The organism is Candidatus Accumulibacter sp. ACC005 (genome assembly GCF_907163215.1).
Taxonomy (GTDB): Bacteria; Pseudomonadota; Gammaproteobacteria; order Burkholderiales; family Rhodocyclaceae; genus Accumulibacter; species Accumulibacter regalis.
In genome coordinates this window covers 395,391-420,121 of record NZ_CAJQUB010000006.1, presented here as the reverse complement: position 1 = coordinate 420,121, position 24,731 = coordinate 395,391, and the positions used below count along the sequence as shown (strand labels likewise).

General features: G+C 63.7%; 23 protein-coding genes. 14 read left to right on the top strand and 9 right to left on the bottom strand.

What is annotated here, in order from left to right; genetic code table 11:
- Positions 1-42: 42 nt before the first annotated feature.
- Positions 43-588 (top strand): oligoribonuclease, encoded by a 546-nt coding sequence (gene orn, locus QZ613_RS09000; protein ID WP_043569453.1) that lies wholly within the window; start codon positions 43-45, stop codon positions 586-588.
- Positions 589-609: 21 nt separating this feature from the next.
- Here orn and QZ613_RS08995 read toward each other — a convergent pair whose 3' ends face one another.
- From QZ613_RS08995 to trxA, 4 genes are all read right to left on the bottom strand, one after another.
- Positions 610-2,289 carry a glycosyltransferase family 39 protein gene (locus QZ613_RS08995; RefSeq protein WP_291863470.1) on the bottom strand — a complete coding sequence of 560 codons (1,680 nt, stop codon included), beginning with the start codon at positions 2,287-2,289 and terminating at the stop codon, positions 610-612.
- A gap of 82 nt (positions 2,290-2,371) precedes the next feature.
- Positions 2,372-2,587 (bottom strand): 50S ribosomal protein L31, encoded by a 216-nt coding sequence (gene rpmE, locus QZ613_RS08990; protein WP_043569451.1) that lies wholly within the window; start codon positions 2,585-2,587, stop codon positions 2,372-2,374.
- Between the two features lie 136 nt (positions 2,588-2,723).
- On the bottom strand, positions 2,724-3,980 hold the full coding sequence (gene rho, locus QZ613_RS08985) for a transcription termination factor Rho (protein WP_043569449.1): 1,257 nt from the start codon (positions 3,978-3,980) through the stop codon (positions 2,724-2,726).
- A gap of 240 nt (positions 3,981-4,220) precedes the next feature.
- Positions 4,221-4,547, bottom strand: coding sequence for a thioredoxin TrxA (trxA, locus tag QZ613_RS08980; RefSeq protein WP_042333888.1), 327 nt, complete (start codon positions 4,545-4,547; stop codon positions 4,221-4,223).
- Between the two features lie 196 nt (positions 4,548-4,743).
- On the opposite strand from trxA, the gene fdxA reads away from it, so the two are divergent.
- Complete coding sequence (gene fdxA, locus QZ613_RS08975; protein WP_043569446.1) at positions 4,744-5,067, top strand: ferredoxin FdxA; 324 nt, start codon at positions 4,744-4,746, stop codon at positions 5,065-5,067.
- Between the two features lie 371 nt (positions 5,068-5,438).
- Positions 5,439-7,115, top strand: a complete 1,677-nt coding sequence (gene fadD / locus QZ613_RS08970) for a long-chain-fatty-acid--CoA ligase FadD (RefSeq protein ID WP_043569443.1) — start codon at positions 5,439-5,441, stop codon at positions 7,113-7,115.
- Between the two features lie 65 nt (positions 7,116-7,180).
- On the opposite strand, the gene QZ613_RS08965 is transcribed toward fadD, so the two are convergent.
- Positions 7,181-7,795 (bottom strand): ankyrin repeat domain-containing protein, encoded by a 615-nt coding sequence (locus QZ613_RS08965; RefSeq protein ID WP_291902672.1) that lies wholly within the window; start codon positions 7,793-7,795, stop codon positions 7,181-7,183.
- A gap of 245 nt (positions 7,796-8,040) precedes the next feature.
- Here QZ613_RS08965 and QZ613_RS08960 point away from each other — a divergent pair, with 245 nt between their 5' ends.
- From QZ613_RS08960 to ftsB, 7 genes are all read left to right on the top strand, one after another.
- Positions 8,041-9,177, top strand: coding sequence for an ABC transporter substrate-binding protein (locus tag QZ613_RS08960; RefSeq protein WP_291863479.1), 1,137 nt, complete (start codon positions 8,041-8,043; stop codon positions 9,175-9,177).
- Between the two features lie 17 nt (positions 9,178-9,194).
- Positions 9,195-9,737, top strand: coding sequence for a hydrolase (locus QZ613_RS08955; protein ID WP_043569441.1), 543 nt, complete (start codon positions 9,195-9,197; stop codon positions 9,735-9,737).
- Positions 9,738-9,842: 105 nt separating this feature from the next.
- The gene (locus QZ613_RS08950) at positions 9,843-11,486 is read left to right on the top strand and encodes a CTP synthase (protein ID WP_043569439.1); all 1,644 of its coding nucleotides are present in this window, start codon (positions 9,843-9,845) and stop codon (positions 11,484-11,486) included.
- Complete coding sequence (gene kdsA / locus QZ613_RS08945) at positions 11,483-12,319, top strand: 3-deoxy-8-phosphooctulonate synthase (RefSeq protein WP_291863482.1); 837 nt, start codon at positions 11,483-11,485, stop codon at positions 12,317-12,319. The genes QZ613_RS08950 and kdsA overlap by 4 nt, the downstream gene beginning before the upstream one ends.
- Positions 12,319-12,615 carry a DUF1330 domain-containing protein gene (locus QZ613_RS08940; RefSeq protein WP_043569435.1) on the top strand — a complete coding sequence of 99 codons (297 nt, stop codon included), beginning with the start codon at positions 12,319-12,321 and terminating at the stop codon, positions 12,613-12,615. The genes kdsA and QZ613_RS08940 overlap by 1 nt, the downstream gene beginning before the upstream one ends.
- Before the next feature lie 25 nt (positions 12,616-12,640).
- Positions 12,641-13,924, top strand: coding sequence for a phosphopyruvate hydratase (gene eno, locus QZ613_RS08935; protein WP_043569432.1), 1,284 nt, complete (start codon positions 12,641-12,643; stop codon positions 13,922-13,924).
- A 28-nt stretch (positions 13,925-13,952) separates the two neighbouring features.
- Positions 13,953-14,309: a cell division protein FtsB gene (gene ftsB / locus QZ613_RS08930; RefSeq protein ID WP_043569429.1), complete on the top strand. Its 357-nt coding sequence runs from the start codon at positions 13,953-13,955 to the stop codon at positions 14,307-14,309.
- 84 nt (positions 14,310-14,393) lie between these two features.
- Here ftsB and QZ613_RS08925 read toward each other — a convergent pair whose 3' ends face one another.
- Positions 14,394-15,095 (bottom strand): SIMPL domain-containing protein, encoded by a 702-nt coding sequence (locus tag QZ613_RS08925; protein ID WP_291863485.1) that lies wholly within the window; start codon positions 15,093-15,095, stop codon positions 14,394-14,396.
- 256 nt (positions 15,096-15,351) lie between these two features.
- Between QZ613_RS08925 and QZ613_RS08920 the strand changes: the two genes are divergently transcribed.
- The 3 genes from QZ613_RS08920 to QZ613_RS08910 all read left to right on the top strand — a co-directional run bounded on the left by QZ613_RS08920 (position 15,352) and on the right by QZ613_RS08910 (position 18,546).
- The gene (locus tag QZ613_RS08920; RefSeq protein WP_291863487.1) at positions 15,352-15,822 is read left to right on the top strand and encodes a peroxiredoxin; all 471 of its coding nucleotides are present in this window, start codon (positions 15,352-15,354) and stop codon (positions 15,820-15,822) included.
- The gene (locus QZ613_RS08915; protein WP_291863489.1) at positions 15,819-16,325 is read left to right on the top strand and encodes a peptidylprolyl isomerase; all 507 of its coding nucleotides are present in this window, start codon (positions 15,819-15,821) and stop codon (positions 16,323-16,325) included. Before QZ613_RS08920 ends, QZ613_RS08915 begins: the two co-directional genes overlap by 4 nt.
- 172 nt (positions 16,326-16,497) lie before the next feature.
- Complete coding sequence (locus QZ613_RS08910; RefSeq protein ID WP_291982055.1) at positions 16,498-18,546, top strand: FeoB small GTPase domain-containing protein; 2,049 nt, start codon at positions 16,498-16,500, stop codon at positions 18,544-18,546.
- A 42-nt stretch (positions 18,547-18,588) separates the two neighbouring features.
- Here QZ613_RS08910 and QZ613_RS08905 read toward each other — a convergent pair whose 3' ends face one another.
- The 3 genes from QZ613_RS08905 to mutS all read right to left on the bottom strand — a co-directional run bounded on the left by QZ613_RS08905 (position 18,589) and on the right by mutS (position 23,350).
- Positions 18,589-19,731 (bottom strand): ABC transporter substrate-binding protein, encoded by a 1,143-nt coding sequence (locus QZ613_RS08905; RefSeq protein WP_043569423.1) that lies wholly within the window; start codon positions 19,729-19,731, stop codon positions 18,589-18,591.
- Positions 19,732-19,817: 86 nt separating this feature from the next.
- A complete protein-coding gene (locus QZ613_RS08900) occupies positions 19,818-20,774 on the bottom strand; it encodes a metallophosphoesterase family protein (RefSeq protein ID WP_291982053.1) in 957 nt (318 codons plus the stop codon).
- On the bottom strand, positions 20,771-23,350 hold the full coding sequence (mutS, locus tag QZ613_RS08895) for a DNA mismatch repair protein MutS (protein WP_291982051.1): 2,580 nt from the start codon (positions 23,348-23,350) through the stop codon (positions 20,771-20,773). The genes QZ613_RS08900 and mutS overlap by 4 nt, the downstream gene beginning before the upstream one ends.
- Positions 23,351-23,694: 344 nt before the next feature.
- On the opposite strand from mutS, the gene QZ613_RS08890 reads away from it, so the two are divergent.
- Positions 23,695-24,540, top strand: a complete 846-nt coding sequence (locus tag QZ613_RS08890; protein ID WP_291864075.1) for a SapC family protein — start codon at positions 23,695-23,697, stop codon at positions 24,538-24,540.
- The last annotated feature ends 191 nt before the right edge of the window (positions 24,541-24,731 follow it).

Below are 24,731 nucleotides of genomic sequence, written 5' to 3'. Positions count from 1 at the left end.
GGGTGTGACACAATAGTCGTTTTGTCGGTTCAGGCGGATTATATGGCACAGGATGCGAATCACCTCGTTTGGCTGGACATGGAAATGAGCGGCCTGGAACCCGAGCGCGATCGTATCATCGAGCTGGCGATGATCGTCACTGACAGTCAGCTGACTACGATCGCCGAATCACCGGTGTGGGTGGTGCATCAGGACGACGCTTGCCTGGACGCCATGGACGAGTGGAACCGAAAAACGCACGCGCGCTCTGGCCTCATCGATCGAGTCAAGGCGTCTCCACTTGACGAGGGGGCGGTCGAAGCGGCGGCACTGGCCTTCATGCGGGAATACGTTGCCGAGTCGGTCAGCCCGATGTGCGGTAATTCGGTTGGTCAGGACCGTCGTTTCATGGTCAGGTACATGCCACAGCTCGAGGCGTGGTTCCACTACCGGAATCTCGACGTCAGCACGCTGAAGGAACTGTGCCGGCGCTGGAAACCCGAGGTGGCGAAAGGCTTTGTCAAGAAAGCCGATCACACCGCGCTGGCGGATGTCCGGGAGTCTGTTGAAGAGCTGAAATACTACCGCGAGCACTTCATCCGGTCTTGAGAGCGTCGCTGCCGGCGGGTCTTACTGCTGTGCGCCGCCTGGCTGATCCCTGTCGGCCGTATCTACGTCGCGCCGGTAGAGCTGCAGCTTGTCGTTGTTCCGACGATCGCCTGGCCGTCCCCCCTCCCATACCTTCTGCCAGCCTGCGGGGCTGGGCGCACCGTGTGTCAGCAGCAGGTCGCAGTTCATCCCCGCGCGGCTGGACAGGCTGAGCGTGCGTATGCCGTCAAAGTAGTCGAACGAGGCGAGCAGCGAGTCGGCGAGATTCAGGCTGGCGATGCAGGCGCGCTTCTCGGGCAGTGCTTTGGCCAGGGCTGCCGATACCGGGCGATAGGTTTTTCCGTAGTCGATCCATGGCATCCACAGCGTCGCAATGAGCAGCCAGAACAGCGTCAGACCGGCCATCCAATGCATGATGCCGCGCATCGGCGAGCGTGGACTGGTGGCGATCAGCCAGCACCATATCAGTGTGCCGAGCACCGCGAAAGCGCTGCTGAAAAGGTTGAACTGACCGACGAAGCCGGGCTCAAGTTGCCTCGCCTGTTGTCCGAGTTTCTCCGGCCAGTCGAATACCAGCGCCGACCAGCCGATCCAGGCGAGCAAGGCAAAAAAACTGAAAGTGATCATGTTGAACCAGTCGAAAGCATTCGCCGCACCTCGGCGCAGCGATGAGACGCCCGGGACGGCAAGCAGGACCAGCGGCGGTAGCAGTAACAGGGCGGTCGCGCTGCGTGCGCCAAGGTAGGTAATGATGGTCAACAGGGTCAACAGAAAGGCAAGAACCGGCAAGGCCATGGGGAGCGTGCGCAATTGCCGGCGTTTCGCCCAGAGCGCCCATCCGGCGAGCGGCAGAGCCGGCCATGCATACCAGGGGAGCAAGCCAAGAAGACGCATCAGATTGAGCAGCGGCTGATCGCCACCACGGAGCAGGGCCAGTTCGCCCTGCCAGAACGCTGCCAGGAAGTCGGGGGCGCCGAGCAGCAAGGGGCCGAGCCAGGCGCCGGCAAGCAAAGCGGCCACAAGCAGCGAGCCGAGTAGCATCAGCAGTGCACGCTGGCGGTCGCCGGAGTACCAGGCAGCAAAGGCGGCCACGGGTAGCAGCGGCAGCATCGGCGCCAGACCGTTGGCGAGGAAACCCAGGCCAAGAGCGGCACCGAAGCAACAAGCCCCGCGCAGCGCCCGTCTGTTGAGTTGGGCGAGGCCCCAATAGGCGGCGGTGTGCGCAGTCAGTGTTGCCAGCATTGGCTGCGCCTCATGGGCGTGGAATAGGAAGCCGATGCTGCCGGCCAGCAGCAGAGGGGCGGCCGGAGCCTGCTCGCGGCCGTGCAGTTCACGTGCGGCGAGATAGATGAAAGCCAGGGCGAGGAGCGTAAACGCGCCGCTGGCCAGTCGCGCCGCCTCATGGAGTGGCAGAAGCCAGGCAAACAGGTGGCCAGTGGCCCCCGCCACCCAATAGTGCAAGGGCGCGTCGGGGTAGGGAGTGCCCGCCAGGCTCAGGGTCAGCCAGTGGCCGTTGCGGACCAGATCGTGGACCACGCCGATGGTCACCGCATCGTCGTTTTTCCACGGGTCGTGGCCGATCAGCCCGGTAAAAATGTAGAGGGCGAGCAGAATCGCCAGAGTCCAGCCACTCGGCGGCAGCGTGATCCCCTTCAATCGCTTCTGCTCCGGCGGAGCTGACATCGCTGAACTGGTGCTCATCCTCGTTTTCTGCCGATGCACATAAAAAAGGCAGCCCCGCGGCTGCCCTTTCTGCCGACCCCAGTCGACTCCTTGCGTTGACCTAAGCCGATTTACGCATGGCGCCGTACTTCTGGTTGAATTTCTCGACCCGACCAGCGGTATCGATGATCTTCTGCTTGCCGGTGTAGAAAGGATGACAGGCCGCGCAGACCTCGACATGCAAGTCTTTCTTCATCGTCGACTTGGTGGTGAAGGTGTTGCCGCAGGAGCAGGTCACCGCGAGTTCGTTGTATGCAGGATGGATGTTGGCTTTCATCTGGTGCGTGTCCTGTGTGTTAGATCAGTCCGTCCATCGCCAGGATCGGCGATCGGCAGGTGAGGCTTTTTTGGAAGGAACGCGATTATCGGTGATTTCTTGATCATCTGCAATCTACCGCTGATCGCGGCGTCGATCAGCGGCGCATCGAGTCGAAGAACTCGGCGTTGTTCTTGGTCGCCTTGATCTTGTCGAGCAGAAACTCCATTGCTTCGAGATCGTCCATGTTGTAGAGCAGCTTGCGCAGGATCCACATCTTTTGCAGCACATCCGGTTTGAGCAGCAGTTCTTCACGGCGAGTGCCCGAGCGGTTGACGTTGATCGCCGGATAGACGCGCTTTTCGGCCATCCGACGATCGAGGTGGATTTCCATGTTGCCGGTTCCCTTGAACTCCTCGTAGATTACGTCGTCCATGCGGCTGCCGGTGTCGATCAGGGCGGTGGCGATGATGGTCAGCGAGCCGCCCTCCTCGATATTTCGTGCCGCACCGAAGAAGCGTTTCGGCTTTTGCAGTGCATTGGCATCGACACCGCCGGTGAGGACCTTGCCCGATGCCGGCTGTACGGTGTTGTAGGCGCGTGCCAGACGGGTGATCGAGTCGAGCAGAATAACCACGTCGCGCTTGTGTTCGATCAGGCGCTTGGCCTTTTCGATGACCATCTCGGCAACCTGCACGTGACGTGTGGCGGGTTCGTCGAAAGTCGAGGCAACGACCTCGCCGCGCACCGAACGCGTCATCTCGGTGACTTCCTCGGGGCGCTCGTCGATGAGCAGGACGATTACCGTGACGTCCGGGTGGTTGGTGGTAATGGCGTGTGCGATGTGCTGCATCATGACCGTCTTACCGCTCTTCGGGCTGGCCACCAGCAGGCCACGCTGGCCTTTTCCGATCGGTGCGATGATGTCGATGATGCGGCTGGTGATGTTCTCCTCGGCACGCATCTCGCGTTCAAGTTTCAGATGCTCCGAGGGGTGCAGCGGTGTCAGATTCTCGAAGAGGATCTTGTTCTTCGACGCTTCAGGCACTTCACCGTTGATCTTGTCGACCTTGACCAGTGCGAAATAGCGTTCGCCGTCTTTGGGCGTGCGAATTTCGCCTTCGATGGTGTCCCCGGTGTGCAGGTTGAAGCGCCTGATCTGGCTGGGGCTGACGTAGATGTCGTCGGTGCTGGCCAGATACGAGGTGTCGGGCGAGCGCAGGAAGCCGAAGCCGTCTGACAGCGTTTCCAGGGTTCCATCGCCGAAGATGGTCTCGCCTTTTCGCGCCTGGTTTTTGAGCAGGGAGAAGATCAGCTCATGCTTGCGCAGGCGGTTCGCGCCCTCGACATTGTTGGTGACGGCCATTTCAAGGAGCTGGCTTACGTGGAGAGCTTTGAGTTCGGATAGATGCATGTGCCGGAGACGAAGAAGGGGGAGAGCGGGAAGAGAAAAACCAGAAGCGCCGCGCGCTGTCGCGAACGAAGCGCGTACTGAACGCGGTGCGGCGAAGGCGGGAGGGAACTACGGTCGGGAGAGGAAGCCTGCAGGTTCAACTGAAGGGGGCGCCGCGCTGAATCGACTCAGCGCCGGCTCCTGATTGGCTATGAGCCAGAACTTGCGCCCATCGAACCTACCCGACTCAGGGTATCGGCTTCAAAGATTGTTGTCAATGAAAGTGGTCAGTTGCAGCTTGGACAGCGCGCCGACCTTGGTCGCTGCCGGTTGCCCGTTCTTGAAAATCATCAGCGTCGGAATGCCACGAATGCCATAGCTGGCGGGCGTCTGCTGATTGTCATCGATGTTCAACTTGACAACCTTGAGACGGCCGGCGTAATCGTTGGCGATGTCGTCAAGAAGGGGGGCAATCATCTTGCAGGGACCGCACCACTCGGCCCAGTAATCAATCAGGACAGGCTGCTCCGACTGAAGGACATCGGCGCCGAAGCTGGCGTCCGTAACATGGTGGATGTGTTCGCTCATAAAAGAAGCCTCTTGCGGGGGACTGGGATGGGATGCGTAACGGACGCGAGCCGCATGCTTGGACGAAGTCACACGCGTAGTGCCAGCTAGCCTTGCCATGCTAGCGAAAAAACCCGGGGAAGGGAAGCCGCTGAGCTGTCTCGCGGTTCGCAAATACGCTATAGTGTTGCGCGTTTCAATTTTCAGAATAGAGACAATGACCTACGTCGTTACTGAGAACTGCATCAAGTGCAAATTCACGGACTGTGTCGATGTCTGCCCCGTCGACTGCTTTCATGAAGGTCCAAATTGCCTGGTCATCGACCCGGAGGAGTGCATCGATTGCACCTTGTGCGTCCCGGAGTGCCCGGCGGAGGCTATCTTCGCCGAGGACGACGTGCCCGACTCGCAGCAGGCTTTCATCGCGCTGAATGCCGAGTTGGCGAAGAGCTGGCCGATCATCTCCGAACGCAAGGAGGCTCCACACGATGCCGACGAGTGGAACAACAAGCCCGACAAGCTGAAGCTTCTCGAGCGCTGAGCCTGCGGCACGGCGGGTTTGCCATTGGCGCCCGCCGCCCGGGGCCGGATTGTCTTGATCGCTGGATGGCGTTGTCCTGATCGCCGCCGACGCCATCGCCACCCGTCGCGGCATCCCGGGCGAGCTGCGCGGGCAGTGCTGCCGGAATGCTCTGGCGCGCGATGGATCGTCGGACGGCCGCTTCGCGTCAGCGCTCCGCATGGCGACGTTGCTGCCGCGCGAAGTGCAGTCGGCGCAGCAAGAATCCCTTAGAATTGCAGCAGTGGCGCACAGATGTGCGTTAGTTGTTGCGCTGGTGCGCTGCCGTGAGGCCGCGAGCCACGTGGCGCTAGCGGTTCACCCATAAACAGCGTGACTGAGGAGGAGAGCAGGTGGAAAAGATCTGGCTCAAGAGCTATCAGCAGGGCGTGCCCGCCGAGATCGAATTGAACGAGTTTCAGTCGCTTGGCGAGCTTTTTGAGAAAAGCGTCGCCCAGTATCGTGATCGTGTCGCCTATATCAACATGGGCGTCGAGCTCAAGTATGGGGAACTCGACAAGCTGTCGCGTGATTTTGCCGCCTACCTGCAATCGGTCCTCAGGTTGCCGCAGGGGGCACGTGTTGCACTGATGATGCCGAATATTCTGCAGTATCCCGTTTGTATATTCGGCGCCTTGCGTGCAGGCTACGTGGTGGTGAACGTAAACCCGCTGTACACCGCGCGCGAACTCGAGCATCAACTCAAGGATTCGGGCGCTGAAGCCATTGTCATTCTGGAGAATTTTGCCGTGACTCTGGAGCAGGTGGTGGCCCGGATGCCGGTCAAGCACATCGTGGTGGCGCGCCTCGGCGACATGCTCGGTTTCCCGAAAGGGGCGATCGTCAATCTCGTCGTCAAGTACGTCAAGAAAATGGTTCCGGCCTGGAGTCTGCCCCGGGCGGTCAGTTTCCGGGCCGCGCTGGCCAAGGGCGCGGCAGCGGAACTGCAATCAGTGACCGTCGTCCAGGACGATCTCGCATTTCTCCAGTACACGGGTGGCACGACCGGTCTTTCGAAAGGGGCGATGCTGATCCATCGCAACATCCTGGCAAATCTGGCGCAGGCGCATGCATGGATCAGGCCGGCACTTGGCAAGGAGCGGCATCTGGTGGTCACCGCCTTGCCCCTCTACCACATCTTCGCCCTGACCGCGAATTGCTTCACCTTCTTCAAGGTCGGGGCCAGCAACCTGTTGATCACCAATCCGCGCGATATTCCGGCCTTTGTCGCCGAGTTGGCCAAGTATCCATTCACGGTGATCACCGGTGTCAACACGCTGTTCAACGCCATGCTCAACAACGACGCTTTCTGCGCCCTCGACTTCAGCAAGCTGAAGGTCACGCTTGGCGGCGGCATGGCCGTACAGAAAGCGGTCGCCGAGAAGTGGAAGCTGGTCACGGGCAAGCCGTTGATCGAGGCTTACGGCCTGACCGAAACCTCGCCGGCGGCGACCATCAATCCGCTCGACATTCCCGCGTACACCGGGTCTATCGGCCTGCCCGTCTCGTCGACCGAAGTGGTAATTCGTGACGACGCGGGTGCCGATGTCCCGCTCGGTGAGCGCGGCGAGCTTTGCGTGCGTGGCCCACAGGTAATGAAGGGTTACTACAATCGTCCCGACGAAACCGCCAAGGTCATCATGCCCGATGGTTTCCTGCTTACCGGCGATATCGCGGTGATGGACGAAAATGGTTTCGTGCGCATCGTCGACCGCAAGAAAGACATGATTCTCGTCTCCGGATTCAATGTCTACCCGAACGAGATCGAGGATGTTGTTGCGCAGCATCCTGGCGTGCTGGAAGTGGCGGCGGTTGGCGTGCCGCATGAAAAATCGGGCGAGGCGGTCAAGATCTTCGTCGTCAAGAAGGATTCAGGACTGACCGCCGAGGCGCTGATCGCCCATTGTCGGGAACATTTGACGGGCTACAAGGTGCCGGGCCAGGTCGAGTTTCGCAGTGAATTGCCGAAGACCAACGTGGGCAAGATCCTGCGCCGCGAACTGCGTGACGAGGCGCTTAAGAAGGCCTGATTTGCTCGTGGCCTTAGCGGACGGCGGTGCGGTCCTCGTGCTGTACCACGCCTGCCGTCGCGCTCTCAATCCTTGTTCTTGACGTATTTGTTGAGCACGCCGGTGGTGATCGGGTGGCCGTTGCGCGAGGCATAGAAGAGCGGCGTCTTGCCGTCGCGGTCGGTGCTATTCGGATCGGCGCCTTGTGCGATCAGGTACTGCGAGAGCTTTGGCTGGCCGGTGGCGGCCGAGAGGTGGAGCGGCGTCTGTCCGGCGGCGGTTTTCGCGGTCACGTCGGCGTTTCTCTCGATCAGCGTTTCCACCTCGCGCCGGCCTCCTGAAATCACCGCTGCATGCAAGGGCGTCATTCCGATGCCGTCCCTGGCTTCGATGTTTGCCCCACGGGCAATCAGCAGCGCCGTCGTACGCGGATGGCCGTAGAACGCGGCCAGGTGCAGCGGCGTTCTGCCCAGTGCGTCGGTGGCATCGATTTCAGCGCCAGCGTCGAGCAAGGCCCTGATTTCCGCCAGGTCGCCGGCAATGGCTGCCTTGACCAGTGGCGGTGCTTCAGCCGGCGTTTTTTCCACCACCTCGGGCGTGACCGGCTGTGCACTGTCCGCCGACTTCTCGCCGCATCCGGTCAGGGCGAGCGCCAGGACGGCAGCGGCCAGCAGCGCGGTGCGAGGTGCGGCTGTTTTCATCTGCGTAGTTCTCCTGCCCGAATGAAACTGCTGTTCATTTGCTCTCAGACGCCAGTTTGATGGCCCTGGCGCCTGCCTGTCGACCCTGTGATCGACGGCTTCGGCGCTAGTCGCCAATTCGTTCGTCATTCTGCGCGATCTCTTGCTCGGCGCTGGTCGGCCGCCGCCTGGGTCGGCTTCCTGCGCGACTGCAATGTCCAGTCAATGCTTGGCACCCAGCGTCGCGCATATTACCATCGCTGCCGATGACTACGTTTCCCCGCCTCCGCGCTCGGCCCGATCACCCGCGTCGCCTGTTGCGCGCCCTTGCCCGAATGACGCTTGTCCTGACCGCCTGGGCCCTGATGACCGCCCTGCCTGCGGCGGGAGCACAGGGCCTGGCCGTCGAGGGCAAGCCTCGGCAGATGGTTTCCGTGCAGCTTGGCGGGAAGTATCAGTTCGAGTTCGCGGCCTTCATCGCGGCTCTGGAGAAGGCTTATTACCACGAAGCCGGGCTCGATGTCTCGCTCAGGGAATGGTCGCCCGCTGTCGACGTGGCCAAGGAGGTCGCCGACGGGCGGGCCGACTTCGGTACGCTCGATTCGACGCTGATCGTCGAGCGTGCCGACGGGCGGCCGGTAATTGCCCTGGCGGCCTTGCTGCAGCACTCGCCGGTGGGCCTGCTGGCCCGTCGCCAGCCGGGAATCGCCGCGGCGGGCGATCTTGCCGGCCAGCGCGTCGGCACCGGTCGCGCGACCGAGGACGAGATACTGGCCTTCCTCGCGGCGAGCGCGCTGCTGCCAGGGAAATTCGAGCATCTGCCGGCTATCGGCGATGCACGCCGGGCGCTGTTGGCGGGGCAGGTGGATGCGGTCGGTGTGTTCGTCGGCGACGCGGCGGTAGGCGAGCTGACCGGCAGTGGTGATTACCTCCTGCTCCTGCCACGCAGCGCGGCGATCGACTTCTACGCTACGCTGCTGTTCACTTCGGAAAGCGTTCTGCAGGCCCAGCCCGGCATGGTGCGCGCGTTTCGCGCGGCCACCGTCAAGGGCCTGGATTACGCGCTCGATCATCCCGAGGAAGTGGTCGATCTGATCCTCGCCCGCTACAACACGCAGGGCAGGAGCCGCGAGCAGCTGCTCTTCGAGGCGCGCCAGATCGGCGGCCTGGCGCGACCAGCGGGCGTCGAGCCCGGAGTGATGAGCATCGCTCGCTGGCAGCACATCGTCGATGTCTACACCGCGCAGGGCAAGCTCAAGCCGGGCACCGACCTGCTGGGTTTTGTGTACGATCCCGACGCTGGCGGTCTGGGCCCGTTCGTACCCTGGATGCTGGGCGGTGCCGTGATCGGCCTGCTGCTTGTCGCCTGGGGTACGCGCCGCTTCCTCGCCACCCGTGTTTGATTGTCTGGAGAGAGAAGATGTTGATCCATGCTGACCGTTCCACTTTGTTGCTGGTCGATTTGCAGGAGCGCCTGTACCCGGCCATCCACGACGCGGCAGGCGTCCTTGAGGCCGGCTTGTGGTTGACCCGGCTGGCGCAGCGTCTCGGCGTCCCGGTCATCTGCAGCGAGCAGTATCCGCAAGGCCTCGGGCCGACCATGGCGGCCTTGCGGGCCTTGCTGCCCGACGACTGCCTGGTCGAGAAGATGCATTTCTCGGCGGTCGCCGAAGGGGCCCTGTTTCGGGCGCCCGGTGGCGAGCGCGCGCAGTTTGTCGTTGCCGGCACCGAAGCGCATGTCTGCGTTCAGCAGACGGTGCTTGACCTGATCGCCGCCGGTCGCCGTGTTTTCGTCGTCGACGACGCCGTTGGCTCACGGCGAAGCAGCGACAAGGCGTTGGCGCTGGAGCGCATGCGTGCACACGGCGCCGACATTGTGTCGCGTGAAATGGTCGCCTTCGAGTGGTTGGGAAAGGCCGGGACGGACGTCTTTCGTGCGGTCAGCCGCGAGTTCATTCGCTGACCCGTTGCGGCGACGGGGCGCTCGCGAGCTCCCAAGCCATGTCCGCGAGGTTTGAGCAGAGCGCCTTTTCCGCTACAATTTGGCTTTCCCGCTGCAGCGCTCTCCATGATCAAATACGTATTCGTCACCGGCGGCGTGGTTTCGTCGCTCGGCAAAGGTATTGCGGCCGCATCCCTGGGGGCGATTCTCGAGTCGCGCGGGATCAAGGTCACCAACCTCAAGCTCGACCCCTACATCAACGTCGATCCCGGCACGATGAGTCCGTTCCAGCACGGCGAGGTCTTCGTCACCGAGGATGGTGCAGAAACCGACCTTGACCTCGGCCACTACGAGCGTTTCACCAACGCGCGCATGGAGCGGCGCAACAACTTCACCACCGGCCAGATCTACGAGTCAGTGATCAAGAAGGAGCGGCGCGGCGAGTACCTCGGCAAGACGGTGCAGGTGATTCCGCACATCACCGACGAAATCAAGGCGCACATCCGGCGCGGCGCCGAGGGTGCCGAACTGGCGATCATCGAGGTCGGTGGGACGGTCGGCGACATCGAGTCGCTGCCCTTCCTGGAAGCGATCCGCCAGATGGGTTTGCAGGAAGGGCGAAACAACGCCTGCTACATGCATCTCACGCTGGTGCCGTACATTCCGACGGCGGGTGAGCTGAAAACCAAGCCGACGCAGCACTCGGTCAAGGAGCTGCGCGAGATCGGCATCCAGCCGGACATCCTTCTTTGCCGTACCGATCGGCCGATTCCCGAAGACGACAAGCGGAAAATGGCCCTGTTCTGCAATGTCCAGCGCGAGGCCGTGATCGAGGCGCGCGACGCCGACTCGATCTACAAGATCCCGGCCATGCTGCACGACCAGATGCTCGACGAAATTGTTTGTCACAAGCTCGGCATTCTCGCCAAGGCCGCCGATCTCACGGTCTGGAAGACGATCGTGCACGCGCTCGAGAATCCGGAGCGGGTGCTCGATGTCGCTTTCGTCGGCAAGTACGTCGACCTCACCGAATCGTACAAGTCGCTGACCGAAGCCATCGTCCATGCGGGAATCGCGACGCGCAGCAAGGTCAAGATCAGCTACATCGACTCCGAAGACATCGAGCGCCAGGGTTGCGCTGCTCTGCAGGGCATGGACGCGATCCTCATTCCCGGTGGTTTCGGGCGACGCGGGACGGAAGGAAAGATTGCCGCCATTCGCCACGCCCGTGAAGGCGGCATTCCGTTTCTCGGCATCTGCCTTGGCATGCAACTCGCCGTTGTCGAGTTTGCGCGCCACGTGGCCGGAATGAACGGCGCGCACAGCAGCGAGTTCGACCAGGACACCGCGTATCCGGTGGTCGCCCTGATCACCGAATGGCAGGACGCGTCGGGCCGGCTCGAAAAGCGCGACGAGAACTCCGACCTGGGTGGCACCATGCGCCTTGGTGGGCAGCTGTGCAAGCTTGCCGACGGCACGCTGGCGCGTCTGATTTACGGGCAGCCCGAGATCACCGAACGGCATCGCCACCGCTACGAGGTCAACAACACCCTGCTCGACAAGCTCGAGGCGAGCGGCCTGGTCGTTTCGGGTCGGGCACCGGTGACCGACCTTTGCGAGATCGTCGAGCTGCCGACCGATGGTCCGCACGCGCACCCCTGGTTTCTCGGTTGCCAGTTCCACCCCGAATTCACCTCGTCGCCGCGCAAGGGCCACCCGCTGTTCACCTCTTTCGTCGCCGCTGCCGCAGCGTACCAGGCGAAGTCATGAAACTCTGCGGCTTCACTGCCGGCGTCGACCAGCCGCTGTTTCTGATTGCCGGTCCATGCACCGCCGAGTCGCTGGGTTTGTGCATAGACGTCGCCGGGCAGCTGAAGGAAGTCTGTTCGCGGCTCGGCTTGCCGTACATCTTCAAGGCCTCGTACGACAAGGCCAACCGCAGTTCGGGTCGGACGGCGCGCGGGCCTGGCGTCGACGCCGGTCTGCAGATTCTCTCGGAAGTGCGCCGTCAGATCGGCGTCCCGGTGCTTACCGACGTGCATCGCGAGGAGGACGTCGCTGCTGTTGCGGGCGTCGTCGATGTCCTGCAGACCCCCGCTTTCCTCTGTCGGCAGACCGACTTCATCCAGGCCGTCGCCGCTACCGGAAAGCCGGTGAATATCAAGAAGGGGCAGTTCCTGGCGCCCGCCGACATGCGCAATGTGGTCGCCAAGGCCCGCGATGCCGCGGCCGGGGCCGACACGATCATGGTCTGCGAGCGTGGCGCGTCGTTCGGTTACAACAATTTGGTTTCGGACATGCGCAGCCTGGCGATCATGCGCGAGACCGCCTGCCCGGTCGTCTTCGACGCCACGCATTCAGTACAGTTGCCAGGCGGACAAGGGAGCGTTTCCGGCGGCCAGCGCGAATTCGTCCCGGTGCTGGCGCGGGCGGCGGTGGCGGTGGGAGTCGCCGGGCTGTTCATCGAAACGCACCCCTGTCCCGAAAAGGCTTTCTCGGACGGGCCGAACAGCTGGCCGCTGGCGCGCATGGAGAGCCTGTTGACGACGCTGGTGGCGCTCGACCGCCTGGTCAAGGCCGCGGGTTTCGAGGAGTCGCGCTAATGGCGGCTTACCTCTTGGCCGAAGCGAAGATCAGCGACCCGCTCGCCTATGAGACTTACAAGAGTCTGGCGCAGGCGGCGATCGCGCTGTACGGCGGGCGCTATCGCGCGCGTGGCGGACGTCTCGAAGTTTTTGAAGGCGAGTGGTCGGCGCCGGAGCGGCTGGTGATCGTCGAGTTCGATTCGCTCGAGCAGGCCAGGAAGTTCTATCATTCTCCCGAATACCAGGCAGCCAAAGCCGCGCGCAAGGATGCGGCGAAAATGAACATACTGGTCGTCGAGGGATTACCAATCTAGTATTTTTGCAGACGAGGGAAAGACCATGAGCTCTGTCGTTGATGTTGTCGCCCGCGAGGTTCTCGACTCGCGCGGCAACCCTACTGTCGAATGTGACGTTCTGCTCGAATCCGGCGTCATGGGCCGGGCAGCGGTGCCTTCGGGGGCCTCCACCGGCTCGCGCGAGGCCATTGAACTGCGTGATGGCGATGCCGCGCGTTATCTGGGCAAGGGCGTGCTGCAAGCCGTCGAGAACGTGAATACGGAGATCTCCGAAGCGATCATCGGTCTCGACGCCCAGGAGCAGGCGTTCATCGACCAGACGCTGATCCATCTCGACGGCACGGACAACAAGGCTCGTCTGGGCGCCAACGCCATGCTCGCCGTGTCGATGGCCGTCGCCAAAGCCGCGGCCGAGGAATCCGGGCTGCCGCTCTACCGCTATTTTGGCGGTTCCGGGCCGATGCAGATGCCGGTGCCGATGATGAACATCATCAACGGTGGCGAGCACGCCAACAACAGCCTCGATTTCCAGGAGTTCATGATTCTCCCGGTCAGTCAGAACTCGTTCCGCGAAGCGCTACGTTGCGGCGCCGAGGTCTTTCATGCGCTCAAGAAACTGTTGCACGAGAAAGGTTTCTCGACCGCCGTCGGCGACGAAGGCGGCTTTGCCCCCAACCTTGGCAGTCACGCCGAAGCCCTTGAGCTGATCGTTACGGCGATCGAAAACGCCGGTTATGGTCCCGGCGCCGACGTCCTGATCGGTCTCGACTGCGCGGCGTCAGAGTTGTACAAGGATGGCCGTTACCACCTGAAGGGCGAGAACCTGCAGCTGAACGCGCACGAACTGACCGATTATCTGGCTAATCTGGCCGACCGCTTTCCGATCGTCTCGATCGAGGACGGGATGGCCGAGAACGACTGGGACGGCTGGAAAGTGCTCACCGCGCGGCTGGGCAAGAACGTGCAGATCGTCGGTGACGACGTCTTCGTCACCAATACACGGATTTTCAAGGAAGGCATCAAGCAGGGAATCGGCAACTCGATCCTGATCAAGATCAATCAGATCGGCACGCTCTCGGAGACCTTTGCGGCCATCGAAATGGCCAAGCGTGCAGGCTACACAGCGGTCATTTCACATCGTTCCGGGGAAACCGAGGACAGCACCATTGCCGACATCGCCGTCGGCATGAACGCCTTGCAGATCAAGACGGGCTCGCTGTCACGTTCCGACCGCATTGCCAAGTACAACCAGCTGCTGCGCATCGAGGAGGACCTTGGCGACACGGCGGGTTACCCGGGCCGCGATGCCTTCTACAATCTGTCCTGACCCCCCGGCGCCCTAGACGTCCCGCACCGTGCGCTGGCTTGCTGTCGGGCTATTGGTAGTCGTCGTCTTGCTGCAGGCCCCCCTGTGGATCGGCAAAGGGGGCTGGCTGCGGGTATGGGATGTCGACCGGCAGTTGCAGCAGCAGAAGGAAATCAACCAGACGCTCGAGATGCGCAACGCCGGGCTCGACGCCGAAGCGCGCGACCTGAAGCAGGGTTACGACGCCATCGAAGAGCGTGCGCGCTTCGAACTCGGGATGGTCAAGCAGGATGAGGTTTTCGTGCAGATTCCTGATCGTCCTCGCGCCGCGCCAGCCGTCGCGCCGGCGGCCAGGAGCGCGGCCGTCGCCGCTCAAGTCGCTCCGGCGAAACCGGCCAAGCGCTAGCGAAAGCTACGGAGCGCGCTCGCCCGGTCTCACCCACAGGAGGTCCCGGCGCGCCTGCGCTGCTGGCCGCAGCGCCTGCGGCGACTAGTCGGTCAGCTCGATCTGGCCGGAAATCGTTGCCCGGATCAGCGTCTCGCCGGCTTCGATCGGCATCGGTGCGGCATCGGCCGAGGCCAGGGCTGCCGAACGCATCCTGGGTTGAGCGGGTGGCCGACCGCCGCTGCCGATCGACAGTTGCTTGATGCGGTAGTCTTTTCTGAGTGCGTCGGCGACTGTTCTGGCGCGTTCCCTGAACGCGGCGATGGCTTCGATGATGGCCTCGTTTTCCGCCTGTTTTCTGGTTTCCGGGCTCGGCAGCATGATCAGGTTGGCGACACCCAGCGCGGTCTGGAGCTGGCCGAGGAGCTCGGAGAGCGCAGCGCTGTCGCGCGACTCGAGGGTCAGCTCGGAGCGCATTCGCCAGGCTTCGATCCTGGCGTCTTTGCCATAGATCGGATAGGTGTGCGTGGCGCCGCTTTGCGCCCTGACCTTGGCGTAGGTCCTGGCCGTCTTCAGGGCGTCGCTGATGAGCTTATTGACCCGGCCGGCCGGTTCCGCCGGTGTCGCTCCGCTGGCCTCGGCAAAGACCGAGGCGCGCGCCAGATCGTTGGCTGCCGGGCGTTCCGCCTCGGCCGAAAGTTCGACGGTGGTGATTGGCGCCTCGTCGCTCGCTGCTGCCGGTGCCGGCGTGGCGAGTACCATGAGCAGCAGGGGTGTGGCGTGCAGCAGAGGTCGAATGAAAGTCATGGGGTCGCTCTCCGGGTTTGCGGCGTACGAGGATGACGGGTATCCTTCAGCTCCGCGCGTAGCTGGGGGCGGCGACGATGCGAGAGTGTTCCTGGCGTGTAACCGGAGTCAGCGAGCATCCTCGTCGCCAGCTCATTGTAGCCTGAGCTGCCAGCGCTTTCTTGTGGCCAGTTGCCGGAAGCTTGGTTAGAATCGGCTACACCCATTTGCGCGCGTAGGGGCCGTAAGGGTCGTTGGGAAGCTTTGAGGGGTCACCATGCTGAAAGCAGGACAGGCAGCACCGATGTTCGTCCTCCCTGATGCGGACATGGAACTCATCGATATTGCCCGCTTCCAGGGCAAGAATAATGTCATTCTCTTCTTTTACCCCAGAGATGACGCGCCGTGCTGCACCTTGCAGGCAACCGATTTCTCCGATCATGAGGATCAGTTTGCGCGCCATGATTGCACGATTATCGGCATCAGCCGTGACGACTGCATCAGGCACGCCGAATTCAGAGACAAGCACGGGATTTCGGTCGCACTCCTTTCCGACAGCGAAGGAGCGGCTTGCAAGCGGTACGGTGTCTGGCAGGCGAAAGAAGTGAATGGTGTCAAGAAGTACGGCATTGTGCGCTCGACTTTCGTCATCGACAAACAGGGCGTTCTCCGTCTCGCGCTTTACGGAGTGACTGCCAAAGGCCATGCGCTGGAAATGTTGCGCAGGGTGAAGGAACTCAATTCATGAACATGCAAGTTGCCAAGAATACCGTGGTCACCCTTGACTACAGCGTCGCCGATTTCGAGGGAGCGCTGGTCGATGCCGGTCAGGAACCGTTGGTCTATCTGCACGGGGGCTACGACGACATTTTTCCCCTCATCGAAGAAGCAGTGCAGGGCAAGAAGGTTGGTGAGTCGGTGGTCGTAAAGATGCAACCGGACGATGCCTTCGGCGAATACGACGCAGCGCTTGTCCAGGTCGAACCCCGCGCGCAGTTCCCGGAGGAGTTGCAGGTTGGCATGCAGTTCGAAGGAATTCCCGAGGGCGCCGACGACGATGACGACGACGAGGACGTCCTGATCTATCGGGTGACGGAAATGGCCGACGACAAGGTGGTTCTCGACGGCAACCATCCGCTGGCGGGAATGGCGCTGGTGTTTACCTGTACGGTGACCAGTGTTCGCCCGGCGACTGCCGAAGAGATCAGCCACGGTCACACGCACGACGGCGACTTCGACGACGAGGATTGACTCGCTCTGGCGAGCGCGGGTCGCCGGCAGTCTTCGCTAGCCGCACCCTCGGTCGGCCGTTGCAAGGCCGTGCCGCCTGCTAGCCGACGGCGGCGCCCGCGAGGATAGCAGTCGGGTCGCTGCCGGCCAGCGCACCGCCATCGGCAAACGGAACCAGGGGAAGAGGACTGACGTGGCGGCAGGAATCTCGACCATCGCCGTGCCGCGGCAGCTTCTGCGCGGTGAGCGGCGCCCGCGAGTCGCGCTTGTCGGCCGCTTGCGTACGGGCAAGAGCAGCCTGTTTCTGGCAGCCTCGAGTGCTGCGCCGCAGCAGGAAACAAGGCTGCACGATGGCCAGCCCTATGACGAGTGCCTGGTCGACGTCGGATTGGAGCAGATCTCGCTGCTCGACCTGCCGTCGATCGATTCGCTGCATTCGCTGAATCCGCGCGACCGGGTGCTGCTCAAGTATCTGCTCTGGGGTGACCGCTGGCCGCCGGTTGCCGCGCACGAAGCAGAACGGCCGGCAGTCGCCTTTCGTTCACCCGACGTCCTGGTACAGGTGGTAGACGCGACCGCCTTGCAGCGTGATCTTGAGCTGAGCCTGGAACTGAGTCTGCTCGGCAAGCCTCTGGTGATCGCCCTCAACCGTGTTGACGAAGCGCGGCGCAAGGGCTTGTACATCAACACTCGCGCCTTGTCGGAGCGCCTCGGCGTGCCGGTGGTGGCGACCGTGGCGCACATGGGGCTGGGCGTCGCCGAGCTCTTCGCCGCCACCCTGGCGGCGGCGCGTGACCGGACACTGCCGCAGCGAACGGCGCCCAACGTGCATCTCGGCACGACGCTGAAACCGCTGCGTGCGCTGCTCGCCCGGCCCGATGTCGAGCAGGCCTTTCGCGTTCCCTGGCGTTTCCTGCTCATGCAATTGGCCGAGAACGACGACTACTTCCTGCAGGAGCTCGGCGGTCATTTTCCGCACCTGCTGCCGCAGGTGCTGGCTGCGCGTGTAGCCGCCGAGGCGCATCTGCCGCGTTCGCTATCCGACGAACTGCACGCCGACCGCCATCATCGGGCGGCGCTGATTTTCGAGAACGTGACGCGCTTTGGCGGTGCCGCCGACGCTGGCCGCTGGCAACGCTTTCTCGACGGCCTGTTTCTGCATCCGCAGGGCGGGCTGATCGGATGCCTGACGGTCTTCGCGCTGGTCCTGGTGGTGGTCTTCAAACTCAGCACCACGCTCGACGCGTGGACTGCGGCGCCACTCATGGAATGGGCGCAGGAGTGGCAGCCGACCTCTACGGCCGGTGTCGTCGGGCGTGCCGTGAGCGACGGCTTGATCGGTCTGATCGGGATCGCCATCCCCTACATGTTGCCGCTCGTCCTGCTGCTGGTCGCCCTCGAAGAGTCGGGGATCATGCACCGGGTGGCCTTCGTCGTCGACCGGGGCTTTCACCGCATCGGCCTGCACGGCGCCGTAGCGGCGCCTTTCCTGGTTGGTCTGGGCTGCAACGTTCCGGCGATCTCGATGGTCGCCGCGACCACCGCCGGCAAGGATCGCCTCGTCGCCACCCTGCTCATGGCCTTCGTTCCCTGTTCGGCACGCTCGGCGATCATCCTGGCCATGGGGGGCAAGTATCTCGGCGGCCTCGGCGTGTTGGCGATCTTCGCGCTGACCCTCGTCGTCCTGGCGCTGCTGGGTCGGCTCCTCGCCAGTCTCTACAAGGAAGTCGCGGTAGGCATGATCCAGGAGATCCCGCCGTATGCCCTGCCACGCTGGAACGCGGTGCTGGCCAAGACCTGGCAGCGGACCCGCGACATCGTGACCATCGTCACGCCCTTGCTCGTCGCCGGTAGCGTGCTGCTGGCGCTGCTCACGCATTTCGGCGCCGACCAGGTGATCAATATCCTGCTCCTGCCGATCACCAGCTGGTGGCTGGGCTTGCCGGCCCTGCTCGGCGTGCCGATCCTGTTTGGCGTCCTGCGCAAGGAACTGTCCTTGCTCATGGTTTACCAGGCGCTGGGGACGATGGACATCGTGCCGCTGCTCGATTGGCTGCAGATCGCCACTTTTCTGGTCTTTCTCACTTTCTACGTGCCCTGCGTATCGACCTTCGCCGTGATGCTGAGGAACATTGGCTGGCGTCAGGCGTGCTTCTCGATCGGCCTTTCGGTCGGCGTCGCCCTGCTTGTCAGCGGCGTCGTGCGCCTGCTGCTGGAAGCCTGGCGCAGTTTTGCACCATAGTAGAGCCGCGCAACGCGTGCCAGGAACGCGTGCCTGCGTCGCCTAGCGCAGCAGCTTGCCGGCCTGATTGAGGATGGTGATGTCGACGTAGCGCGAACCGGTGTGCCGGTTGGCCGAGAAACTGATGAATACTTCGCCAGCGTCATAGTTCTTCATCGATTCGAGGGCCTCGCGCACTTTCTGGCGGGTCGGGTTCGGGCCGGCACGGCGCAATGCTTCAGCGAGCACCTTGGCGCCGAGATAGCCTTCGACGAAGGTGTGATTGGCAGTGACGTCCTTCGGTTTGAACTTCGCGAAGTTGTGCTGGATTTCCTTGATCAGGGGAACCGTCGGGCTGTTCGGGTCCGGAACCACCTGGGTGAGTACCAGTCCCGCCGCCTTGTCGGCACCGATGCGCTTGACCACCTGTGCGGCGTCGGTGACCGAGAGGGCGACGTACTGCGCGAAGTTGCCGTCTTCGCGTGACTGTTTCAGGAACTCCGAACTGGCCGCCGTGTTGGCGATCATGATCACCGCTTGCGGCTTGGCGGCGGCGATGGTCTTCACCGCCGCGCCGACGTCGGTGGTGTTCTTGGCGTACGAGCCGGTGGCCACCAGCCTGCCGCCGGCTTCCTTGATGGCCGCTTCGGCGCTACCCAGCACGTCGCGTCCGAAGGCGTCGTCCTGATAGAGGATGGCAAAGCTGCTGTAGCCGGTGGTGGCGTACTGATCGACGATCTTCTGCACTTCCGCCGCGTAGCTGGCACGGGTCATGAACAGCAGCGGGTCGTTGCGTTGCACGACCGATGCCGCGCCCGTGCGCACGGCAACGAGCGGAATCCCCGCCTCGCTGAGCACCTTGTTTTCGAGAATCGCCTCGACGTTGCCGGTGCCGACAAAGCCGAAAAAGGCCACCGGTTGCGCCTCCTTGAGCAATTCGCGGGCCAGGCGAATCGTCTCCTCGGTCTTGTAGCCGTCGTCTTTGGAGAGCAGGCGGATCTTGGCGCCGTGAATCCCGCCGGCGGCGTTAACGGCGTCGAAATAGAGCTGCGCGCCGGCGCGCATGTGTGTTCCGGTCGGCGCCAGCGGGCCGCTGAACGCGGCTACCTGGCCGACGACGATATCGGCGGCATGGGCGCTGAACGATGCCAGCCCGATGAGGACAGTCGCCAGGACGCTGCCCGGAAAAGAGATCAGCTTCATCATCCACTCCGCTTGAATGTCTCTGCAAGTCTAGGGCCTGCCGGCACGGCTGTCGACGCACTTGTGCAGGGCCTTTCCGGGGCGCGGAATCAGCGCCCGCGGTGCGGGTGCACCTCGAAGCGGAAGAGCTGCGGGAGCTCGCTATCGATGATCACCTTGACCCAACCCATCAGCGGGTAGCCAAAGGTCTCCAGGCGAGTGAAGTTGGCGATCGGCCGATTGCCTGGCTTGTCGGTGGTGCTGGTCGGATCGCGCAGTGGCCGGTCGATACGCTGCCAATGCGTGTCGCCGTGGATCAGCAGCACCTGTCCGGGGAAGGCGAGCGTCTCGCGGCGCAGCGTGGCCAGCAACTGCCGGTAGCCGGAGTGCGTCAGGCCGGCGGCGGCGTGCTTGAAGCCGGGGTTGGCCTGCATCACGATCACCAGCCCGGCGGCATTTTCGCGCCGCGCCGTGGCGAAGCTCTGCTCGAGCCATTCGATGACCGCCGGGTTGCGGGCAAGGTATTCCCGGCTGGGCGTCTCGCGATTGCCGAAGTTGTTGTTCGACCCCGGTACGTTGAGCGAGACGAAGAGCACCGGTCCCAGCCGCCAGCGCAGTTGTTCCGGATAGGCGCCCGCCTGCTGTTCGACCGCCAGCGTCTGCTGGCCCAGCGAGCGTGGCGCGGCGAAGAACAGCTGGCGCAGCTTTTGCAGCCGCTCCAGCGGGTCGAAGTGACCGGCGCTCTGCAGGTAGCAGTCGGTCCATTCGTTGTCGCCGGGGACGTAGATCAGCGGTACGCGCGAAGCGTCGAAGAGCGCCCTGCGGTCGCTGAACAGCGCGTCGCTGCAGGGCTTCGAACTCGACTTGAAGTCGCCGGCGTGAACGACGAACTGCGGGTTTTCCGCGGCGATGTCGTCGAGCATTGCCGGTAGCTGGCGTTCTTCGTAGCTGCTGTACGGCGTGTCGCCGATGACCGCGAAGCGCCAGGTTTCGGCGTGCAGGCCGACGGCGAGCAGCAGGCCGAGGCCGCCGAGCAGACTGCGCATTGTCGTCGCAGGTGAGTTCATTGCAGCCGCGCCTTCAAGGCGTAAAGCACGTCGAGCGCTTGCCGCGGGGTCAGTTGGTCGGGGTCGACGCTGCGCAGGTGTTCGAGGGCCGGATCGATGGCCGGCTCGCCGGCTTCGGCGGCGCTGGCCAGTGCGCTGGCGAAGAGGTCCGGTTGCAGCGGGTTGATCGACGCGCGCTGCTCGAACTCGCGCAACTGCCGGCGCGCCGCCCTGAGCACCGACGCCGGAATGCCGGCCAGCGCGGCGACCTGGATACCGTAGCTCTGATTGGCCGGACCTTCCTCGACCGCGTGCAGGAAGACGATGCCGGCCCCGTGTTCGACGGCGCCGAGATGCACATTCGCCAGTTCGCCGTATTCGTTGGCGAGCAGCGTCAGCTCGAAGTAATGGGTGGCGAACAGCGTCAGGCAGCGGTTCTTCTCGAGCAGGTGGCGACAGATCGCGAACGCCAGCGCCATGCCGTCGAAAGTCGAGGTGCCGCGCCCGACCTCGTCCATCAGCACCAGGCTGCGCTCGCTCGCATGATGCAGGATGGCGGCGGACTCGGTCATCTCGACCATGAACGTCGAGCGCCCCGCGGCGAGGTCGTCGGCGGCGCCGATGCGCGTGAAAATCTGGTCGAGCGGCCCGAGAACGGCCTTGTTCGCCGGCACGTAGCTGCCGACGTGGGCGAGCAGGGCGATCAGCGCCGTCTGTCGCATGTAGGTCGACTTGCCGCCCATGTTCGGGCCGGTGATCAGCAATAGCCGGCGTCCGTCGCCAAGACGCGTGTCGTTGGCGATGAAACTGGCGCCGCCCGGCAGCTGGTCCTCGACGACCGGGTGACGGCCGCCCTCGATCGACAGGCCCGGCTCGGACGAAAACAGCGGCCGGCAATAGTTGCGGCGCTGCGCGGTGTCGGCGAAGCCGGCGAGCAGATCGACGTGGGCAACCGCGTGCGCGATCTGCTGCAGCCGCGGAAGTTCGGGCTGCAGTTCGGCCAGCACCCTGTCGTAGAGCAGCTTCTCGCGCGCCAGCGAGCGCTCCTTGGCCGACAGCGCCTTGTCCTCGAAAGCCTTCAGCTCGGGCGTCAGGTAGCGCTCGGCGTTCTTCAGCGTCTGCCGGCGCCGGTAGTCGTCGGGCACCTTGGTCGCCTGCGCGTTGCTCACTTCGATGAAGAAGCCATGCACTCGGTTGTATTCGACCTTCAGGTTGGCGATTCCCGTGCGCTCGCGTTCGCGGGCTTCGAGTTCGAGCAGGAAAGCGCCGCAGTTGTCGTTGAGCGCGCGCAGCTCGTCGAGCTCGGCGTCGAAGCCGCTGGCCATGACGCCGCCGTCGCGGACGAGGCTCGCCGGCTCGGGCAGGATCGCCCGCTGTAGCAGATCGAGCGCCGCATGCGGCGTGGCCAGTTGTGCGTGCAGTTCGGCGAGCAGCGGCGCGGCGCTGTCGGTCAGCGGCGCGCGCAGTTCCTCGAGTAGCTGCAGGCTGTCGCGCAGGCTAGACAGGTCACGCGGGCGCGCGCTGCACAGCGCGATGCGCCCGGCGATGCGTTCGATGTCGGCAAGGCAGCGCAAGCTCTGGCGCAGCGCGCGCAGCGGCGACTCACCCGCGTCTAGGAGCATGGCGATCGCCGCGTGCCGGGCGCTGGGGATTGCCGGATCGCGCAGCGGGTGATGCAGGGCATGGCGCAGCAGCCGCGAGCCCATCGCGCTGCTGCAGTTGTCGAGCAGGCTGCACAGCGTCGGCGCCGGCTGGCCGCGCAGGGTCTCGGTGAGTTCGAGGTTGCGCCGGGTGGCCGTATCCAGGCCCAGATACGTGGCGTCGCGTTCGACGATCAGCGCCTGCACGTGCGGCAGCGCGCGCGCCTGCGTCGCCTGCGCGTAGCGCAGCAGCGCGCCGGCGGCAGCAATCGCCGGCCGCAGGCCGTCGGTGCCGAAGCCGGCGAGCGACGTGGTGCCGAAATGGGTGCGCAGCTCGCGATTCGCCGCCTCGACGTCGAAGTGCCAGTCGGGCCGGCGGGTGAGCGCGACGTCGGCGGCGAAGTCTGCTGCCAGGCTCTCGGCGACGACGATCTCGGCCGGGCGAATACGTTCCAGCGTCGCGGCCAGTTTCGGCGGCGCGACCTCGCAGACGCGAAACTCGCCACTCGCCAGATTGATCCACGCCAGTCCGGCAAGCTGTCGGGTCATCGACACGGCAAGCAGCAGCGTGTCGCGCTTCTCGTCGAGCAGCGCTGCGTCGGTCAGCGTCCCCGGCGTGACGATGCGCGCCACTGCGCGTTCGACCGGGCCCTTGCTCGTCGCCGGGTCGCCGATCTGCTCGCAGATGACCACCGATTCACCCAGCCGCACCAGTTTGCCGAGATACTGTTCGACCGCGTGATACGGCACGCCGGCCATCCTGATCGGCTGCCCAGCCGACTGCCCGCGCGTCGTCAGCGTGATGTCCAGCAGTCGCGCGGCTTTTTCCGCGTCGTCGAAGAATAGTTCGTAGAAGTCGCCCATGCGGTAGAAGACCAGCAGCCCCGGATGCTGCGCCTTGATGCTCAGGTACTGCTGCATCATCGGGGTGTGGCCGGACAGGTCTTCTTGGCTCATTGAAATCGGCTACTTCTCTGGGTGTTTTTTTTCGGCAACTTGCGCGTGCCGCAAAGTGTACCGCAAAGCGCGTTCCTGCTCGCCGGCTGTTCCTGCGCGCCATCGGAAGCAGTGGTGCGTGGCGGCCGCTTTCCCGTGACGAATGTCGCTGAAGTCCAGCGCTGACCGTGCTTTCATTGACGGGCCGGCAGGAAAGCTCTATTTTCGGGTTCCACGGGCTGACCATTGCCGGGCCGGAACCAGCCAGGTCCAGCGTCCGTTCAGGCCGATGTCGCGCCACAGGCCCGCACCCGTCTGCCGCGCCTGCCTTCCAACACAGGAACCTTCCAAAGGGGATTTTTCGCATGGCCACCCAGTTGCTTATCTACGAAACCGCAGTCCCGGTCTCCAATGCCAGGCACGGCACGTGCTCGGTCGAAGTCGGCAAGGGCTTTGCGTTTACGCGCAACGTCAACTCCGTTCCCCTGATGGCCATCGAGTTCCCGCAGGCTGCGCCCGAGTATCCGGTGGTCTTTGCGCAAGGCGCCGACCAGGTGCTCCCGGCGGTGATTCTCGGCGCCCGCCAGAACGAAAACCTCTATCTCGCCGGCGACGATAGCTGGCGCGCCAGCTACCTGCCCGCCTTCATCCGCCGCTACCCCTTTGTCTTTTCACCCGGCGAAGACGGTCAGACGTTCACGCTGTGCGTCGACGAGGCCTTCCCGGGCCTGAATCGCGAAGGCCGCGGTCAGGCGCTGTTCACCGCCGAGGGCAAGCCGAGCGAATACGTCGACCAGGTGCTCAAGTTTCTCCAGGAGTATCGTCTGCAGTTCGTGCGAACGGAGGCCTTCTGCAAGAAGCTCCAGGAGCTTGACCTGCTGGAGCCCATGCAGGCGCAGTTCACGCTCCCCAGCGGCGAAAAGATCTCGCTGAGCGGCTTCCTGGCCGTCGATCGCAAGCGCCTCAAGGCCTTGCCGGCCGACAAGCTGCACGAGCTGGCGGCCAGCGACGAGCTCGAGCTCATCTACCTGCACCTGCAGTCGATGCGCAACTTCAACGCGCTCAAGGACCGCCTCGCGCCGGGCAGCGAAGCGGCCAGCCCGGCCGCCGGAAAAGGCGACGAGGCAGGCAGAGCCGGGAAAGCCGACGGCGCCGACGATCCGGCCGCGCAACAGCGCCCCCGCGCTGGCGCGAGCAGCCAGCTCAACTGAGCTGCCCGGCCCGGGTTTCACGCCGTATCCCGATCATCCGGACTCTGGATCTGCGCTGCGCTGACTCTCGAGGGCGCGCGGGGGAGGACTTTTCCGCCGCCGCGTTGCTTTTCACTTCATCCGCGCGGCTATGGCAACGCCTTGCTGCGGTGAGCGCGTTGGCTTTCCTGCGGCAGCCCGGGCACGCCCTG

What these genes read in the sequence shown, in the direction of transcription:
- orn (WP_043569453.1), top strand. Translation starts at nt 43, where the DNA reads ATGGCACAGGATGCGAATCACCTCGTTTGGCTGGACATGGAAATGAGC.
- QZ613_RS08965 (WP_291902672.1), bottom strand. Translation starts at nt 7,795, where the DNA reads ATGAAAACAGCCGCACCTCGCACCGCGCTGCTGGCCGCTGCCGTCCTG.
- kdsA (WP_291863482.1), top strand. Translation starts at nt 11,483, where the DNA reads ATGAAACTCTGCGGCTTCACTGCCGGCGTCGACCAGCCGCTGTTTCTG.
- QZ613_RS08900 (WP_291982053.1), bottom strand. Translation starts at nt 20,774, where the DNA reads ATGAACTCACCTGCGACGACAATGCGCAGTCTGCTCGGCGGCCTCGGC.
- QZ613_RS08915 (WP_291863489.1), top strand. Translation starts at nt 15,819, where the DNA reads ATGAACATGCAAGTTGCCAAGAATACCGTGGTCACCCTTGACTACAGC.
- mutS (WP_291982051.1), bottom strand. Translation starts at nt 23,350, where the DNA reads ATGAGCCAAGAAGACCTGTCCGGCCACACCCCGATGATGCAGCAGTAC.
- QZ613_RS08940 (WP_043569435.1), top strand. Translation starts at nt 12,319, where the DNA reads ATGGCGGCTTACCTCTTGGCCGAAGCGAAGATCAGCGACCCGCTCGCC.
- rho (WP_043569449.1), bottom strand. Translation starts at nt 3,980, where the DNA reads ATGCATCTATCCGAACTCAAAGCTCTCCACGTAAGCCAGCTCCTTGAA.
- QZ613_RS08960 (WP_291863479.1), top strand. Translation starts at nt 8,041, where the DNA reads ATGACTACGTTTCCCCGCCTCCGCGCTCGGCCCGATCACCCGCGTCGC.
- QZ613_RS08890 (WP_291864075.1), top strand. Translation starts at nt 23,695, where the DNA reads ATGGCCACCCAGTTGCTTATCTACGAAACCGCAGTCCCGGTCTCCAAT.
- trxA (WP_042333888.1), bottom strand. Translation starts at nt 4,547, where the DNA reads ATGAGCGAACACATCCACCATGTTACGGACGCCAGCTTCGGCGCCGAT.
- rpmE (WP_043569451.1), bottom strand. Translation starts at nt 2,587, where the DNA reads ATGAAAGCCAACATCCATCCTGCATACAACGAACTCGCGGTGACCTGC.
- QZ613_RS08950 (WP_043569439.1), top strand. Translation starts at nt 9,843, where the DNA reads ATGATCAAATACGTATTCGTCACCGGCGGCGTGGTTTCGTCGCTCGGC.
- QZ613_RS08925 (WP_291863485.1), bottom strand. Translation starts at nt 15,095, where the DNA reads ATGACTTTCATTCGACCTCTGCTGCACGCCACACCCCTGCTGCTCATG.
- QZ613_RS08920 (WP_291863487.1), top strand. Translation starts at nt 15,352, where the DNA reads ATGCTGAAAGCAGGACAGGCAGCACCGATGTTCGTCCTCCCTGATGCG.
- QZ613_RS08955 (WP_043569441.1), top strand. Translation starts at nt 9,195, where the DNA reads ATGTTGATCCATGCTGACCGTTCCACTTTGTTGCTGGTCGATTTGCAG.
- QZ613_RS08905 (WP_043569423.1), bottom strand. Translation starts at nt 19,731, where the DNA reads ATGATGAAGCTGATCTCTTTTCCGGGCAGCGTCCTGGCGACTGTCCTC.
- fdxA (WP_043569446.1), top strand. Translation starts at nt 4,744, where the DNA reads ATGACCTACGTCGTTACTGAGAACTGCATCAAGTGCAAATTCACGGAC.
- eno (WP_043569432.1), top strand. Translation starts at nt 12,641, where the DNA reads ATGAGCTCTGTCGTTGATGTTGTCGCCCGCGAGGTTCTCGACTCGCGC.
- QZ613_RS08995 (WP_291863470.1), bottom strand. Translation starts at nt 2,289, where the DNA reads ATGAGCACCAGTTCAGCGATGTCAGCTCCGCCGGAGCAGAAGCGATTG.